Genomic DNA, 14662 nt, shown 5'->3' with positions numbered 1-14662 from the left:
GGAAGCTGCGCTCAGCTCCTCAGGGCCGACAGCACCCGCTCCGGGTGACGGCAGCTCACCAGCCAATACGGCGTCGGGTCATCGGCGTCATCCAGAACGATCAGCACCATCGGGCCGACCCACGCCCGGTGCACCACATAGGCGGCGGGATCGAGTTGGCGCCCCAGCGCGGCCGATTTGGCCGAGCGGGGGATGTCTGCGGACCGGGCGATCACGGTGACGGGCAGATGCGCTTCGCCGGCCCATAATTCGACTCCCTGGCTACCGGCGGTGACCCGAATCTCGACCCGGCCCAACCACAGCAACGCGCCGGCGGCCACCACGAACAGCGTCGCAAACGGCACCCAGTTCGGGAGGGCGGGCACGCCCTGGTTGACTTCGAGGGCGATCAGCGCCGCCAGCGCGAAACCCAGCGGCCACCACCACCAGGGCACCCACAAACGCTCGCGATACCGCACGCTTTGCGGCGCGACACGCGTACCGGACACCCGGTCAAGGGTAATCTGTGGCCCCGTGTCGACCAGTCTGGCGGTTGTTCGTCTGGACCCCGGGCTTCCGCTGCCCACCCGCGCCCACCACGGTGACGCCGGGGTGGATCTCTACAGCGCCGAAGACGTCGAACTCGCCCCCGGCCACCGTGCCCTGGTGCGGACAGGGGTCGCAGTGGCCATCCCGTTCGGAATGGTCGGGCTGGTGCATCCGCGTTCGGGATTGGCTGCGCGAGTGGGGCTTTCGATTGTCAACAGCCCCGGCACCATCGACGCCGGCTATCGGGGCGAGATCAAGGTAGCGCTGATCAACCTCGACCCCTGCGAGCCGATCGCGATACACCGCGGCGACCGCATCGCCCAGTTGCTGGTGCAACGCGTCGAGTTGGTCGAGCCGGTCGAAGTGTCGTCATTCGACGAGGCCGGGCTGGCCAACACTTCCCGTGGTGACGGCGGCCACGGCTCCTCCGGCGGACATGCGAGCTTGTGATGGCATTGCGCAAACGGAAACCCGACGACGAGCCAACGGTCGAGCCGGAAGGCGTGGCCGCACAACAGGAACCAGAGACCGAGCCCGCCGCTGGCGACGACCTGGATGGCCCGTTCGACATCGAGGATTTCGACGATCCCGCGGCCGCGGAGGCGGGCCGCCTCGACCTCGGCTCGGTGTTGGTGCCGATGCCGGAGACGGCACAGCTGCAGATCGAGCTCACCGACACCGGCGTCCCGAGCGCGGTATGGGTGGTGACGCCCAACGGCCGTTTCACCATCGCCGCCTATGCGGCGCCCAAGACCAGCGGCTTGTGGCGTGAGGTCGCCGGTGAGCTCGCCGATTCGCTGCGAAAAGACGGCGCAGCGGTGTCCATCCAGGACGGCCGGTGGGGTCGAGAGGTCGTCGGCACGGCGTCCGGCGTGGTGCGGTTCATCGGGGTCGACGGCTACCGCTGGATGATCCGGTGTGTGGTCAACGGATCAGCCGAATCCATCGACGCGCTGACAGAGGAAGCTCGGAAAGCCTTGGAAGACACCGTCGTTCGCCGCGGCGACACGCCGTTGCCGGTGAGGACACCATTGCCGGTGCAGCTGCCTGAGCCGATGGCGGCGCAGCTGCGCGAGGCCGCCGCGCAACAGGCCGCCCAACAGGGTGGGCCCGGCGGGGGAGAGGATCCGCCCGCGCCAAGCGCGCGTCGCAGCGCAGCCGGTTCGGCGATGCAGCAACTGCGCAGCACCACGACCGGCGGCTAACCGGCCTCACACAGCGCCGCCAGACAGGCGGCGCCGAGCGCTGCGGGGTTGCCGCCGATCTCATCGAGGGTGACCGTGCGCAACGCCGCGTGCGGGGCGGCGGCCGCCCATTCCAGCCCGATTTCCAGGGGGTGAACCGGGTCGTCGGTGGCCGCGGCGATTCCCATCGGCGCCGCCAGCCGGTGCAACTGCGCGCGGGTGGGCGCGACATAGGCCGCCGCTTCCTCCATGGTGTCCGGCAGGTATGGCCACTGCCCCCGCCAAGACCGGGCCAGCTCCTCGGCCAGCCAAAGCGGGCTGGACGCCCGCATCTGCGTCGTCGTTGCCGCCAGACCATGTCGCCGTAGCTGGTCCGCCGTGTGCCGTGCCGCGTGCGCGGCCGGTGCGCTGCCCGGGGCGCCGGTCCAAGCCGGTAATGCGGCCAGCACCGCCACCGTGCGATCGGGATGCTCCAGCGCCCACGCGACGGCCACCGCGGCACCGATCGAAACCCCGCCGACGGCGATCGGACCCGAACGCGCGGCGTCGGCAAGGCCGGCGAGGTAGCCGCCGATCAGACGACCCGGCTGTGGGGGCTGCGCCGCCACCCGCGCACCGGCATCGCCCAACGGACCGGCGAATGCTCGAGCGATGTAGTCGTCGTCGGATCCGGTTCCCGGCAGCATGACGGCCGTCACACCGCGCAGGTCGATCGCCACACGTAGATACTGCCCGGTGTTTTATGGGTATCCCCACGACACCCCTGGCCCGCGTGGCGCCGGGGAACTAACGGGTCTACGGTGTCCGTTGGCATAACTAGATCGCAGTGTCAGGAGAGGCCATGGCGGCGGCGGAAAATTATCTGCGCCGGCTCACCCGTCGGTTGACCGAGGACCCGGAGCAACTCGACGTCGAGGAGTTGTCCGATGAGGCCCTCAACACCGGCGCGCAGCGGGCGATCGACTGCCAGCGCGGGCAAGAGGTCACGATGGTCGGGACGCTGCGAAGCGTGGAAGCCAACGCCAAGGGTTGCGCCGGCGGGGTTCGCGCCGAGTTGTTCGACGGCACCGACACCGTGGCCCTGGTGTGGTTGGGGCAGCGCCGCATTCCCGGAATCGATTCGGGCCGCACGCTGCGGGTGCGGGGCCGGCTCGGCAAGCTGGAAAACGGGACCAAGGCGATTTACAACCCGCACTACGAAATTCAGCGGTGAGGCGCCCAGTGGAGGGCACCAACGCCGAGCGGGTGATGGCGCAGTTGGGTGGCGTGAGCGGACTCATCTATTCCTCGCTGCCGGTCCTGGTTTTCGTGGCCACCGCGAGACTGCTGGGACTGTTGACGGCGGTAGGCGCCGCGCTGGGCACAGCCACCCTCATTCTGCTGTGGCGGCTGATCCGGCGGGAGTCCGCGCAGCCGGCGGTGTCCGGATTGGTCGGTGTGGCCATCTGCGCGCTGATCGCCTATGCGTTGGGTGAGTCCAAAGGTTATTTCCTGCTTGGCATTTGGACGTCGCTGTTCTGGGCGGCGGTGTTCGCCCTGTCCGTGCTGATCCGCCGGCCGGTCGTCGGGTACATCTGGAGCTGGTTCGGCGGCCAAAATCGCGGCTGGCGCGACGTGCGCCGCGCGGTCTACGCGTTCGATGTCGCCACGCTCACCTGGGTGCTGGTCTTTGGTGCTCGCTTCATCGTGCAATGGTTGCTCTACGACGCCGACCGGACGGGCTGGCTCACGGTGGCCCGGATCGCGATGGGCTGGCCGCTGACCGCGGCGTCGGCCGTGGTGACCTACCTGGCGATCAAGGTGGCGCAGCAGGCGATGCAACCGGCTGCCGCTGTCATTGCGCCGGGAGAAGCAGCTGCCGCAGTTCCTCCTCCACCTCAGTAGTCGCGACGAACAAAAGCTCGTCGCCGCCCTCCAGCGGCTCGTCGGCCTCCGGCACGATCACTCGGGGGCCGCGCAGGATCGTCACGAGCGCGGCGTCGCGCGGCAACTGCAACTTCCGCACCGGCTTGCCCGCCCACGGGGTGTCGTCGGGCAGTGTGATCTCGACCAGGTTGGCCTGTCCCTTGCGGAATTCCATCAGCCGGACCAGATCGCCGACGGCGACGGCCTCCTCGATCAAGGAGGCCAGCATCCGTGGGGTGGAGACCGCGACGTCCACACCCCAGGCGTCGGTGAAAAGCCACTCGTTGCGCGGATCGTTGACTCGGGCCACTACCCGCGGCACGGCGAACTCGGTTTTGGCCAGCAGGGACAGCACCACGTTGACCTTGTCATCGCCGGTGGCGGCGACCACCACATCGAAATCCTCGAGGTGTACCGACTCCAGCACGCTCACCTCGCAGGCATCGCCGAGTCGCCAGTGCGCCGCCGGGATGGCGTCGACGTCGATGTGCTCGGGGTTGCGCTCGATCAGCGATACGTCGTGGCCGGCCGCGACGAGTTCGCGGGTGACCGAGCGGCCGACCGCCCCGGCGCCGGCGACGGCGACTTTCACGGTTCCAGGTCCTCGCTGGGCGGCAAGGCCGCGATGGCGACCGCCTCGGCGGCGCGGCCGGATATCGCGGCGACATAGACCTTGTCCCCGGCCTGGATGACCGTCTTGGGTTCCGGAAGCACACCGGCGCCGAACCGGATCAAAAACGCCACCCGGGCGCCGGTGGCCACCTCGAGGTCGGTGGCCCGGTGGCCCACCCAGTCCTCGTGCAGGACGACTTCGGTGACGGTGACGGTGCCGGTCGGGTCTCGCCACTTGGTGGTCTCGGTCTCCTGGGTCAGCGCGTTGAGCAGGCGGTCGGTCGTCCACGGCACGGTCGCGATCGTGGGAATGCCGAGCCGTTCGTAGACCTCGGCGCGTTTGGCGTCGTAGATGCGCGCCACAACGCGCGGCACGCCAAAGGTTTCCCGCGCCAGGCGGGCCGAGATGATGTTGGAGTTGTCGCCGGACGACACGGCTGCGAAGGCGTCGGCCTCCTCGATACCGGCCCGCAGCAGCACATCTCGGTCGAATCCCAGGCCCAACACACGCTCGCCGGAGAATTCCGGGCTCAGACGGTAAAACGCGGTGCCGTCGCGGTCGATGATCGCGACGTCATGGCCGATCCGGGACAGCCCGTCGGCCACCGAAGAGCCCACGCGGCCGCACCCCATCACAACCACCCGCACTTGAGGTCCTCTCGGCCGGGGTCCTGGTCGTCGGGCCAACGGCCAACCACGATGGCCAGCCGATTTGGCTCCGGAACATTCTCGTCTAGGGAACGGTACCGGCAGGCCCGGGTGGGCTTAGTCTTGGCTCTCGTGTCCAAACTTTCAACCGCGGCGCGTCGGTTGGTTCTGGGTCGGCCGTTCCGCAGTGACCGGCTGAGTCACACCCTGCTGCCCAAGCGGATCGCGTTGCCGGTGTTCGCCTCCGATGCGCTGTCGTCAGTGGCCTACGCCCCCGAAGAGGTCTTCCTGATGCTCTCGGTGGCCGGCCTGGCAGCGTACTCGTTGACGCCGTGGATCGGTCTGGCGGTGGCCGCGGTGATGCTGGTCGTGGTGGCCAGCTACCGGCAGAACGTGCATGCCTATCCCTCCGGCGGTGGTGACTACGAAGTGGTCACCACCAACCTGGGCGCTAACGCCGGCCTGACGGTCGCCGCCGCTCTGATGGTGGATTATGTCCTGACCGTTGCGGTTTCGACGGCGTCGGCCATGTCGAACATCGGGTCGGCGATCCCTTACGTGGCCGAGCACAAGGTGATGTTCTGCGTCAGCGCGATTTTGTTGGTGATGGCGATGAACCTGCGTGGGGTACGCGAGTCCGGGGTGGCTTTTGCCGTGCCCACTTACGCATTCATCGTCGGGGTCGGCATCATGCTCGCCTGGGGCTTGTTTCGGATTTATGTGTTGGGTGATCCGCTGCGGGCGGAATCCGCCGGCTTCCAGATGCATGCCGAGCGCAGCCAGATCGCGGGCTTCGCGTTGATGTTCCTGGTGGCGCGGTCGTTCTCGTCGGGGTGTGCGGCGCTGACCGGTGTCGAGGCGATCAGCAACGGGGTGCCGGCGTTCCGAAAACCCAAGTCGCGCAACGCGGCAACGACGCTGTTGATGTTGGGAACCATCGCCGTCACGCTGTTGATGGGCATCATTGTGCTCGCCGAGAAAACCGGGGTCAAGATTGTCGACGACCCCGCCCGGCAGCTCGCCGGAACCCCGCCGGGCTATCAGCAGAAGACCCTGGTGACCCAGATCGCGCAGACCGTGTTTGGTAGCTTCCAGATCGGCTTCCTGATGATCGCTGCGGTGACCGCGCTCATTCTGGTGCTGGCGGCCAACACCGCGTTCAACGGCTTCCCGGTGCTCGGTTCGGTACTCGCACAGCACAGTTACCTGCCCCGCCAGCTGCACACCCGCGGCGACCGGTTGGCCTTCTCCAACGGCATCGTCTTCTTGTCGGTGGCTGCGCTGGCGGCGATCATCGCGTTCCGCGCGCAGGTCACCGCGCTGATCCAGCTGTACATCGTCGGGGTGTTCATCTCGTTCACGCTGAGCCAGATCGGGATGGTCCGGCATTGGAACCGGTTGCTGCGCAACGAGACCGGCCCTGCCGCACGGCGCAAGATGATGCGCTCCCGGGTCGTCAACACGATAGGCTTTGTATCCACCGGAACGGTGCTCGTTGTCGTGCTGGTGACGAAATTCGTTGCCGGAGCCTGGATCGCCGTCGTTGCCATGACGGCGCTTTTCGTCATGATGAAAATGATCCGCAAGCATTATGAGACAGTCAGCCACGAATTGGAGGAGGCGGCCGCCGCGAACGATGATGTCGTGTTGCCCAGCCGCAACCATGCCGTGGTGCTGGTGTCGAAGTTGCATCTGCCGACGCTGCGGGCGCTGGCCTACGCCCGGGCGACCCGGCCCGACGTACTTGAGGCGGTGACGGTAAGTGTCGATGACGCGGAAACCCGTGATCTGGTACGCAGATGGGAAGACAGCGACATCAGTGTGCCGCTCAAGGTAATCGCCTCGCCGTACCGCGAAATCACCCGCCCCATACTGGATTACGTCAAACGGGTCAGCAAGGAATCGCCGCGCACCGTGGTTACGGTCTTCCTCCCGGAGTATGTCGTGGGCCACTGGTGGGAGCAGCTGCTGCACAACCAGAGCGCGCTGCGGCTGAAGGGGCGATTGTTGTTCATGCCGGGAGTGATGGTGACATCTGTTCCGTGGCAACTGAGTTCGTCGGAGCGGCTCAAGACGATGGAGCCGCATGCGGCTCCCGGCGATGCGCGTCGAGGGATCTTCGATTGACCGAACTGACCCTCACCTGCGGCGCGCCCGCGAACGGCGGCAGCTGCGTGGCCCGGCACGACGGCCGGGTCGTGTTCGTCCGCTACGCGCTGCCCGGGGAGCGGGTGCGGGTGCGAGTCACCGCCGAGCGCGGTTCCTATTGGCACGCCGAGGCGATCGAGGTGATTGAGCCGTCCGACGATCGCACGGCGTCGCTGTGCCCGATCGCCGGTGTGGACGGCGCCGGGTGCTGCGATCTGGCGTTTGTCGAGCCGGAGGCGGCGCGTGCGCTCAAAGCGGATGTGGTTGCCAATCAACTGGCCCGGCTGGGCGGCTACCAGTGGCGTGGAGTGGCCCAGCCGTTGTCCGCCCCGACCGGTTGGCGCACCCGGGTCCGCCTCGACGTCGGCGCCGAAGGCCGCGCCGGGTTTCATCGTTACCACAGCGACGAACTCGTTCCCGATCTGCACTGCGGTCAGCTGCCCGCGGGCATGACCGACGGTCTGGTGTGCACCGGCTGGCCGCCCGGCGCACACCTGCACGTCGTCGTCGACGACGACGGTGAGCGACACGTGGTGTGCACGGCGCGGCAGGGCCGGCGAACCGCGACCGAGGTGATCGAGGGCAACCACCAGGGTGTGCAGCGCGTGGGCCTGCGCAGCTGGCGGGTACCGGTCACCGCGTTCTGGCAGGCCCACCGCGACGCCGCGCGGGTCTACAGCGAATTGGTCAGCGACTGGGCTCAACCGAGCGCCGGCATGACGGCATGGGATCTCTATGGCGGCGTCGGGGTGTTCGCCGCGGTACTGAGCGACGGCGTGGGTGAGCGTGGGCGGGTGGTGACCGTCGACAATTCGCGGGCCGCGTCACGTGCTGCGCGCGCCGCACTGGCCGATCTCCCGCAGGTTCGGGTGATCACCGATTCGGTCCGTCGGGCACTGGCCACGCAACGCGACGCCGCCGATGTGGCGGTGCTTGACCCGCCGCGCTCCGGCGCCGGACGCGAGGTGATCGAGCTGCTCGCCGCCGCCGAGGTTCCGCGGGTGGTGCACATCGGTTGTGAGGCAGCGTCATTCGCCCGTGATATCGGCCTGTACCGCAACCACGGCTACGCCGTGGAGGAGATCCGGCTATTCGACTCGTTCCCGCTCACCCATCACGTCGAGTGCGTCGCGCTATTGAGCCGCTAGTGCGGTGAGCGCTGCTGCCAGCGCTCCAGCACGGCCGGGATCTTGTCGAGTAGGAAGGCGTAGAAGTCATGCATGCGTGTAAGTCGTTGTCGTGCAAGGCTGTCCGGTTCCGTCGCCGCGATCCCGGCTTCCGCTGCGGCCTGCATGGCTGATATCACCACATTTTGGTTGGTGAACAGAGTCGCCCAGGCATCGTCGCGCAGCCGGTAGTGGTCTCGTCGGCTGGCCGGCGCGGGCACCCGCTCGGCCAGGCCGACCGAGGTGAGCATCTTGATGGCACCGGAGATCGCACCGGAGCTGGCCTGCAACCGCTCGGCCAGCTCACCCATGGTCATGCTGGGCTGTTCGGTGAACAGCAGGGTGGCCAGTACGCGCGCGGTCATCCGTTGCAGCCCGTGGTTAGTGAGCACGAGCGCGAGTTGCTCAGCGGCGTGCTGCTGATCTGGAGCCTCGTTCACAAACGCGATCTTAACATTTAGAGCCTTCAATAATCTCTGAAATCCGTTAGGCTGGCGGTGGCGCTCCGGGAAGTCTGGTCGGAACCGGTATCCGCGTACGCGTGGCCCGCCAGCCCGTCTGGCGCGCCGCGCTCACCCGGGAAGGAACAACACGAGCGCATGCAGAAACTCGAGCCGGCAGGCACATCCTCGAGGGTGAGCACCGTGGTCATTGAGGTTCGCGACCTCAGTTTCACGTATCCGAGAACCTCCGAGCCCGCGGTGCGTGGCATGGACTTCACTGTCGGCCGCGGCGAGATCTTCGGCTTCCTCGGTCCCAGCGGCGCGGGGAAGTCCACCACGCAGAAGCTTCTCATCGGCCTTCTCCGCGGCCATGGCGGCAAGGCGGCGGTATGGGGCCGAGATCCCCTGCACTGGGGGCCTGACTACTACGAGCGCATCGGCGTCTCGTTCGAGCTGCCCAACCATTACCAGAAGCTCACCGGCCTGGAGAACCTGCGATTCTTCGCGTCGCTGTACGGCGGCGTGACGCTGGACCCGATGCAGTTGCTGACCGCCGCTGGGCTGGCCGATGACGCCCACACGCGGGTGGGCCAATACTCCAAGGGAATGCAGATGCGGCTGACCTTTGCGCGGTCGCTGATCAACGACCCAGAGTTGCTCTTTCTGGACGAACCAACTTCCGGCCTGGACCCGGTGAACGCCCGCAAAGTCAAAAACATGATCCTGGACATAAAAGCGCGTGGCCGCACTGTTTTTCTCACCACCCACGACATGTCGACCGCCGACGAGCTGTGCGATCGGGTGGCCTTCGTTGTGGATGGCAGGATCGTTGCCTTGGACCAGCCCAGCGAGCTGAAGATCGCCCGCAGCCAGCGCCGAGTCCGCGTCCAATACCGTGGCGAGAGCGGCCGTCTTGACGCTGCCGAATTCGCCATGGACGGCCTTGCCGACGATCCCGCCTTCCACGCTCTACTGCGAAGTCACCACGTCGAGACCATCCACAGCCGGGAAGCCAGCCTCGACGATGTTTTCGTCGAGATCACCGGCAGGAGACTGGAATGACCAGGTTCGCAAGCGCGCTGCGGCTCGAGCTGACCCTGCAAGTCCGGCAGCGGTTTCTGCACGCCGCGGTCTTCTCCGGATTGATTTGGCTCGCCGTGCTGCTGCCGATGTCGCGGGCAATCCGGCCGGTCGCTGAGCCTTACATCCTGATGGGAGACGTCGCAATCATCGGCTTCTTCTTCATCGGGGGCACTGTGTTTTTCGAGAAGCAAGAGCGGACGATCGGTGCAATCATTTCTACACCGCTACGGTTCGGCGAATACCTTGCTGCCAAACTGACTGTGCTGCTGCTCATTTCACTCTTCGTCGCTGTGGCTGTGGCTACCATCGTGCATGGGCTGGACTACCATCCCGCGCCGCTGGTAGTCGGCATTGTGCTCGGGACGCTAGTAATGCTGCTGGTGGGATTCGTTACCTCGCTGCCGTTCTCCTCGGTGACCGATTGGTTCTTGACGGCGACCATCCCGCTCGCGCTGATGCTGGTGCCGCCGATCGTGCACTATTCCGGCTTGTGGGCGAACCCGATCCTCTACCTGATGCCCACGCAGGGACCACTGCTACTGCTGGGGGCCGCGTTCGACCAGGTGAGCTTGGCGCCATTGCAAGTGTTCTATGCGGTGGCTTATCCGGTCGCATGGGTGGTGGCGTTGTGCCGGGCGGCTAAGACGATGTTCGGCCGTTACGTCATCGAAAGGTGTGGTGTCCTTTAATGGTCAAAAGCGTCGGTGCCCGGGCATTGAGCGCCTTCGGCCGCAACGACATTCGCGGTACCTATCGCGATCCGCTGCTCGTCATGATCGTCCTCGCTCCCGTTATCTGGACCACCGGCGTCGCGCTGCTCACGCCGTTGTTTACCAGGATGGTCGCCAACCGTTACGAGTTCGACCTGGTGCCCTACTATCCACTGGTTCTCACAGCGTTTCTGCTGCTGACAAGCATCATCATTGCAGGTGGACTGGCAGCATTCCTAATGCTCGACGAGGTCGACGCAGGCACGTTGACGGCGCTGCGGGTTACGCCGGTGCCGCTGTCGATTTTGTTCGGGTATCGCGCGTGCACGGTGCTGGTCGTCACGACTGCCTACGTGGTCGCGACCATGTCGCTCAGCGGGCTACTGGAACCGGGCCTTGCTCCACTGCTGATCCCCATCGGACTGTTGGCCGGGCTGTCGGCCGTTGTGACCCTGCTGCTGATTCTTGCCATGGCGAACAACAAGATTCAGGGTTTGGCGGCGGTGCGAGCCCTTGGGATGCTCATCGCTGGCCTGCCGTGCCTGCCGTGGTTCATTCACTCCGGCTGGAATCTGGCATTCGGGGTGCTGCCGCCGTATTGGGCCGCCAAGGCATTCTGGGTCGCCAGCGACCGCGGCACCTGGTGGCCATACCTTCTCGCCGGCACCGTCTACAACTTGGCTGTTGCTTGGCCGTTGTATCGCCGATTCCGGGGCAAGTACATGTGAGCTCGCGCTGCCAACATCCGTGGGCGGCGGGGGTGGCCGCTGCGCAGGTCAAACCATTGCAATGTTTGTCGTTTGGGACGAGTTTTGCGGACGTGATGCTATATCGGGCCGGATGGCGTGGGAGGGTTCATTGGCTCGCTCCGACAAGGATGGCCTCAGCGTTGCGGCGGGAATATTCGCACAGCGGACTCAGCCCGGCCGGACGGTAACCGGGTGGGGCGATCCGCTCATCATGGGTAGGAGATGAAAGATGGTGAAAGACATAGTGCTCGTCATGAACGCGGTGCTGGCGCAGCTAGTCGACGCTGGCGTCCCGCCGCATACTCAGCGCTCAAGGCGGTTGCCCTATTCGCCATTAGAGCAATCGCTTTCCGGATGACCCTGACGCCTACCATCTCCGAATTCACACCGTTTGATTGGGTCACGGCCGTCGCGGTCGGCGCCATCGTTGGGCGCACCGCCACGGCAGCCGACACGTCCTGGCTGACTGGCACTTCGGCGCTGCTGACCTTTTCGCCCATGCCATCACCTGCCTTCCCGTACGGTCGTCTCCAGCGACCCGACGTTTACGTGGCATCGCGAAGATGATCGACGAACACAAGTACTGCATTGACGTGCTCACAAAGATCAGCGCGGGTCCACATTGCCCTGCGGTCAGTGGCGCTCAACCTGCTCGAGCAACAAATCTGCCACCGCGTGAGCCGCGCGATCTCCGACGTCGAACGCGGGCCGACTCGCTCAACTGGTAACAGACGCGCCTCACATGGAACCCGAGATAGGCCGTCGGGAAGGTCAGAACCTGCCGATGGCACAGCCATTGTTGCGTCGCTTCCACGCGAAGTGCATGTGAGGGCCGGGTACATGCGCGGTTTGTATTCGCCAGTCGGGGTCCAGTCCGCCTCGAGCTATCGCGGCGGTGTCGTTGCCGGACTCGTTGTCGGTGTGGGACCTGCCGTGGGCGTGGGTGTCGATGTGGGCGTGGCCACAACCAATAGGCCCCCGGATACCCACTGAATGGTGATCGCGGCTTGCGGAAGTGCGGTCTGAAGGTCAGTTCGCAGGGTGACGACGTCCGGTTGGGTCTGGCCGATTAAGGTGACCGTGACCGCCGCGGAGGACCCGTCAACACTCAAGACGGTGGTGCCCGGTCTGGACGATGCCCATTTGTCGGCGGTGTCGCGCGCGGTAGTGAGTGCTGCTTCCCCGCCATTGGAGCCGATGGTCCCGGGAGTTCGGGTCCAGGCCAGACTGACCGGGACGCGTTGGTTGTAGCGCGCACGGATCAGCGTCGTCAGGTTTTCCGAACTCTTGGGTGGATGCGGGCCGGCGGTGGAGACAACCAATGTCCCGGACTCGTAACTGAGGCCTTTCAAACTCAATGATTGTGCGGCTAGCCACTTTTCGATCAATGGGCTCAGCTCGTTCAACGGCAGCTGCGGCGTGTCGGGCTGGTTGCGCTTCGGGTCCCGCATCGGTATCCAACCCAGCTGCACCGTAACCGGATGGCCCAGCGCGCGACTGAGCGTGGCCGCCACCTTTTGTATCGGTGGGGGAGCAGTGGGGCCAGTGATGTCGGCCCGAATCGTGTTGTCAGAAGTAGTGATGCGGCTGAGTCGGCTGCCAGAGTCGAGGAGATCTGTGATCGTCTGTGTGGCGACCTTGAGTTCGTGGGCCTGGCGGGTCACAGCGATAAAGCGCGGCGTGAGGATCAAGGCGACGGCCAGTGCGCAAAGGGCGGCGATAGCCAGAGAAGTAAGAATCTGGCCGCGACGGGTACGGAACGTGTCGCCAGGCACTATGCCGGTCAGCAGGAACACCACCGCTGCCATCAGCACGATGCCGACTAAGTTCGTCAGAAACAGCAGCGCCGCGCCACGAGCCAACTCCGGTTGCCCGCGACCCAACAGGACGCCTATTGCCGCTAGTGGCGGGACGATCGCGACAGCGACCGCAACACCGGGCAACGCCACGGAGATCTGTTTGTGCACGGTGGCGATCGCTCCGGCGGCGCCGGCTGCCAACGCAACCAGCAGGTCTCGAATGTCGGGGCTGGACCGTGCGACAACTTCGGCAGGCAGCCCGGTTCCCGCTGGGGGTAGCAAGACGGCGAAGAACCATCCCACCGCGACGGCACCTGCGACCGAAACCGATACCAGCGCCAAGCCGCCCAACAGCCGATGTCCCCATCCCATGATCAGACAGCTTGCGATGCCCATGATCGGTGACATCAGCGGCGCGATCATCATCGCGCCGATCACGACTGCTGCGGAATTCTGCAGCAGCCCGATCGCCGCAACCAGGCTTGACAGCAGCATCAAGACGGCGAATCGCCATATCGCTGCGCTCGACGGCGAAACCATCAGGGCGCCGATGACCGAACGGCGATCCTCGTCGGGTAGCTGATATACCGGCCACGACACTTTCGATACCATCCGGCCTGCCAGCCGGGTCACCGCGCTCGTCCCCACCGTCGCCCTCGATTCCGTCAACGCTGACATCGGCTGCCCGCTGGTGTCGCCCATCAAACCGCGGCCACGCTATTACGGAGCCAACACCGAGCAGAGCTCATCGACGCACTGCATCCGGCGACGCGCGCTGTTACTGACCGAGAAGGCGTCGCTTTTGCTGGGTGAATTCCTCCTCGGTAAGAATCCCGGAGTCTCGTAGTTCGGCGAGTTCGCGTAGTTCGGCCGCGGTTCTCGTCACTGGGCCGCTCGGCGGCCGCCGCGGTGATTCGGCCCTTGGGCGAGCATCCGGCGACGCGCGTTCCCGGCGGCCTAGACCGGTCGTGCCGCCCAGGGCCCGCCCGGCCATACTGGGGGCCATGTCGCTGAAAGCCGGCCCGAACTTGCTGCTGCAACTTCTGGGGCCGCGGTGGCGCTGGTCATCGGCAGTGCCGTGGCGACTTGGCGGAACGCCGGAGCCGCTGCTGCCCATGACTGCGGAATCGACAACGCGCGGACCGAGCCGGCCTGACCCATGCTCGCGGACATCGGCGGAGCAATGCCCCACCCGGGGTACACGCCTCCTGCCTCGACGCACCACAGACTTCGGTGAAGCGGTTATCGACTAACATTGGCCCACCGCCGGTCGCGCTCGTTCGATTCATTTTGGCCGCACCGCTTTGCTGATGTGATCCTGGATTGGTGCTCGCACGAATCACAGCGCTCGCATCAAACTGCTTGCATACCCGATCAACTCGGCGCGAAAAACCAACCTGGCAGCGTGACACCGCGACCGGAAGATGGCGCGGAATTGAAGGATAAACCAGGTGCTGACGAGTAGCGGGCCGCAAATTCCTCATCTTCGCGCCGTGCGGCTTACCTGTTAATCGGGCGGCGGTTAGGCCCAGCTGGAGCCGACGGCGGCGTCGGTGGAGGCCATGTTGGACCCGGCGGTTTGCACCTTGGAGCCGTGCTGGTTGGCCTGCTCGTAGATCACCTGGAAGTTGCGACCCAACTGGGTGATGAACTCCTGGCAGGCCACCGAGCCCGCCCCGCCCCAGAA

General features: G+C 65.8%; 18 protein-coding genes and 1 pseudogene. 10 read left to right on the top strand and 9 right to left on the bottom strand.

From position 1 onward, the window contains the following. Positions 1–11: 11 nt before the first annotated feature. Positions 12–488, bottom strand: coding sequence for a DUF3093 domain-containing protein (locus AWC06_RS08005; RefSeq protein WP_085196165.1), 477 nt, complete (start codon positions 486–488; stop codon positions 12–14). 25 nt (positions 489–513) lie between these two features. Here AWC06_RS08005 and dut point away from each other — a divergent pair, with 25 nt between their 5' ends. Together dut and AWC06_RS07995 are read left to right on the top strand one after the other, a co-directional pair. Then, a complete protein-coding gene (gene dut / locus AWC06_RS08000) occupies positions 514–978 on the top strand; it encodes a dUTP diphosphatase (RefSeq protein WP_085196163.1) in 465 nt (154 codons plus the stop codon). Next, positions 978–1733 (top strand): DUF3710 domain-containing protein, encoded by a 756-nt coding sequence (locus tag AWC06_RS07995; protein WP_085196162.1) that lies wholly within the window; start codon positions 978–980, stop codon positions 1731–1733. Before dut ends, AWC06_RS07995 begins: the two co-directional genes overlap by 1 nt. Here AWC06_RS07995 and AWC06_RS07990 read toward each other — a convergent pair. After that, the gene (locus AWC06_RS07990; RefSeq protein ID WP_085196160.1) at positions 1730–2431 is read right to left on the bottom strand and encodes an alpha/beta fold hydrolase; all 702 of its coding nucleotides are present in this window, start codon (positions 2429–2431) and stop codon (positions 1730–1732) included. The two genes, AWC06_RS07995 and AWC06_RS07990, sit on opposite strands and share 4 nt — an antisense overlap. 122 nt (positions 2432–2553) lie before the next feature. On the opposite strand from AWC06_RS07990, the gene AWC06_RS07985 reads away from it, so the two are divergent. Together AWC06_RS07985 and AWC06_RS07980 are read left to right on the top strand one after the other, a co-directional pair. Beyond that, positions 2554–2925 carry an OB-fold nucleic acid binding domain-containing protein gene (locus AWC06_RS07985; protein ID WP_085196158.1) on the top strand — a complete coding sequence of 124 codons (372 nt, stop codon included), beginning with the start codon at positions 2554–2556 and terminating at the stop codon, positions 2923–2925. Between the two features lie 35 nt (positions 2926–2960). Then, complete coding sequence (locus AWC06_RS07980; protein WP_085196594.1) at positions 2961–3596, top strand: DUF3159 domain-containing protein; 636 nt, start codon at positions 2961–2963, stop codon at positions 3594–3596. Here the strand turns inward: AWC06_RS07980 and AWC06_RS07975 are convergent. Both AWC06_RS07975 and AWC06_RS07970 read right to left on the bottom strand, forming a co-directional pair. Next, on the bottom strand, positions 3547–4209 hold the full coding sequence (locus tag AWC06_RS07975; protein ID WP_085196156.1) for a potassium channel family protein: 663 nt from the start codon (positions 4207–4209) through the stop codon (positions 3547–3549). The genes AWC06_RS07980 and AWC06_RS07975 overlap by 50 nt on opposite strands. Further along, entirely contained in the window at positions 4206–4877 is a 672-nt protein-coding gene (locus AWC06_RS07970; RefSeq protein ID WP_139819962.1) for a potassium channel family protein, read from the bottom strand. Before AWC06_RS07970 ends, AWC06_RS07975 begins: the two co-directional genes overlap by 4 nt. 132 nt (positions 4878–5009) lie before the next feature. Between AWC06_RS07970 and AWC06_RS07965 the strand changes: the two genes are divergently transcribed. Together AWC06_RS07965 and AWC06_RS07960 are read left to right on the top strand one after the other, a co-directional pair. Further along, the gene (locus AWC06_RS07965) at positions 5010–7004 is read left to right on the top strand and encodes an APC family permease (protein WP_085196154.1); all 1995 of its coding nucleotides are present in this window, start codon (positions 5010–5012) and stop codon (positions 7002–7004) included. Beyond that, positions 7001–8173 carry a class I SAM-dependent RNA methyltransferase gene (locus tag AWC06_RS07960; RefSeq protein ID WP_085196152.1) on the top strand — a complete coding sequence of 391 codons (1173 nt, stop codon included), beginning with the start codon at positions 7001–7003 and terminating at the stop codon, positions 8171–8173. The genes AWC06_RS07965 and AWC06_RS07960 overlap by 4 nt, the downstream gene beginning before the upstream one ends. Here the strand turns inward: AWC06_RS07960 and AWC06_RS07955 are convergent. Then, positions 8170–8631 carry a GbsR/MarR family transcriptional regulator gene (locus AWC06_RS07955; RefSeq protein ID WP_169715323.1) on the bottom strand — a complete coding sequence of 154 codons (462 nt, stop codon included), beginning with the start codon at positions 8629–8631 and terminating at the stop codon, positions 8170–8172. The genes AWC06_RS07960 and AWC06_RS07955 overlap by 4 nt on opposite strands. Positions 8632–8790: 159 nt before the next feature. On the opposite strand from AWC06_RS07955, the gene AWC06_RS07950 reads away from it, so the two are divergent. The 4 genes and pseudogenes from AWC06_RS07950 to AWC06_RS23585 all read left to right on the top strand — a co-directional run. Continuing rightward, a complete protein-coding gene (locus tag AWC06_RS07950) occupies positions 8791–9696 on the top strand; it encodes an ABC transporter ATP-binding protein (protein ID WP_085196588.1) in 906 nt (301 codons plus the stop codon). Further along, positions 9693–10406 carry a fluoroquinolone export ABC transporter permease subunit gene (locus AWC06_RS07945; protein ID WP_085196150.1) on the top strand — a complete coding sequence of 238 codons (714 nt, stop codon included), beginning with the start codon at positions 9693–9695 and terminating at the stop codon, positions 10404–10406. Before AWC06_RS07950 ends, AWC06_RS07945 begins: the two co-directional genes overlap by 4 nt. Continuing rightward, positions 10406–11155, top strand: coding sequence for a fluoroquinolone transporter permease (locus AWC06_RS07940; RefSeq protein ID WP_085196148.1), 750 nt, complete (start codon positions 10406–10408; stop codon positions 11153–11155). The genes AWC06_RS07945 and AWC06_RS07940 overlap by 1 nt, the downstream gene beginning before the upstream one ends. A gap of 563 nt (positions 11156–11718) precedes the next feature. Continuing rightward, positions 11719–11869, top strand: a pseudogene (locus AWC06_RS23585) (metal-sensing transcriptional repressor); the annotation flags it as partial. Positions 11870–12060: 191 nt separating this feature from the next. On the opposite strand, the gene AWC06_RS07930 reads toward AWC06_RS23585, so the two are convergent. The 4 genes from AWC06_RS07930 to AWC06_RS07915 form a co-directional block, all read right to left on the bottom strand. Beyond that, the gene (locus tag AWC06_RS07930) at positions 12061–13677 is read right to left on the bottom strand and encodes a DUF389 domain-containing protein (protein ID WP_085196144.1); all 1617 of its coding nucleotides are present in this window, start codon (positions 13675–13677) and stop codon (positions 12061–12063) included. A gap of 76 nt (positions 13678–13753) precedes the next feature. After that, positions 13754–13969, bottom strand: coding sequence for an SHOCT domain-containing protein (locus AWC06_RS23945; RefSeq protein ID WP_227371145.1), 216 nt, complete (start codon positions 13967–13969; stop codon positions 13754–13756). Continuing rightward, positions 13933–14136, bottom strand: coding sequence for a PPE family protein, SVP subgroup (locus tag AWC06_RS07920; protein ID WP_244899051.1), 204 nt, complete (start codon positions 14134–14136; stop codon positions 13933–13935). Before AWC06_RS07920 ends, AWC06_RS23945 begins: the two co-directional genes overlap by 37 nt. Positions 14137–14497: 361 nt before the next feature. Beyond that, the coding region (locus AWC06_RS07915; RefSeq protein WP_211281934.1) for a WXG100 family type VII secretion target at positions 14498–14662 on the bottom strand (165 nt) is incomplete at its 5' end.

Source organism: Mycobacterium fragae (assembly GCF_002102185.1).
In the GTDB taxonomy this organism is placed as follows: Bacteria; Actinomycetota; Actinomycetes; order Mycobacteriales; family Mycobacteriaceae; genus Mycobacterium; species Mycobacterium fragae.
Note: the sequence above shows the minus strand (reverse complement) of the source record. Positions and strands in the feature narration are given on the sequence as shown.